Raw genomic sequence first — 931 nt, 5'->3', positions numbered from 1 at the left:
ACGTCCCTGCACTGTGATTAAAGCTGTCTTCACCCCATAAGATGAATTGAAGATTGCCTGCCGTTCCTTTGGGTGGTGTGCCTGTCAAGGTGAGCGTGCTGGGGTCAAAGGAGAGCCAGTCAGGTAGTGGCTCGTACCGTCCATCAGCCCCCGTGCTGGCAAGTGTGAGACGATAAGACAGCTCGCTGTCATAAGCATCCGCATCTTTAATGGTGTCTTTATCAAAGGTGATGGATAGGGCTTTGCCAATCTCACCTTTGATGGGTCTTGGATGTTTATTTACCCAAGGGGCGTGGTTATTGGTTTGGGCAAATATTTTTGCCTCAAATTCGCTTTGAGATAGCGTGGTGGTATTACCGCCTTTTGTAAAGGTGATTTCATCCATGCGATTGTCAAAGCCGTCTACCTGTTCTGCAAAGTAATCTATGAGCGTGATTTGGTCGTTTGTGCCCTTAAAGCGAATTTGGAGCATGTCATGATTGCTTGCTGTGTTGGTTACACGCACAAACATCGCCTCTGACAAATCATAGCCATGAATCACCAAGGCGTCTTTGCTCTCTAAGCTGTCAGTGCTTAGAATGGTGTCACGCCCACCGCCTTTTTGATAGATGATGGTGTCATTACCTGCTAGGGCATTAACAAAGTTGTCTTTGTTGTTTAAGGTGATGATGTTATCTAGGTCATTACCAAAGGCTTTTGTTGCCTCGCCTTTTAAGATGAGATTCTCTACATCATTAAACAGTAGGTTGTAAGAGCCTGTTTTTACAGCATTGCCAAACTCGTCAAAGCCATAGAATGGACGATCAACATGCTGCTCCACGGTGTCTATACCGCCATCGAACTGCTCTACAACATTATCAAGTTCATTATCAACGACATAGTAGTCGTTGCCAAGACCGCCATCCATGAGGTCGGCACCCATGCCGCCGTC

The 931-nt window shown here is 46.4% G+C and carries 1 protein-coding gene; it reads right to left on the bottom strand.

Going from position 1 to position 931, the window contains the following annotated elements; translation table 11 throughout:
* The coding region (locus tag B5J93_RS06190) for a putative Ig domain-containing protein (RefSeq protein WP_211278855.1) at window positions 1-931 on the bottom strand (931 nt) is incomplete at both ends.

Origin of the sequence: Moraxella equi (assembly GCF_002027555.1) — a bacterium.
GTDB classification, from domain to species: Bacteria; Pseudomonadota; Gammaproteobacteria; order Pseudomonadales; family Moraxellaceae; genus Moraxella; species Moraxella equi.
Note: the sequence above shows the minus strand (reverse complement) of the source record. Positions and strands in the feature narration are given on the sequence as shown.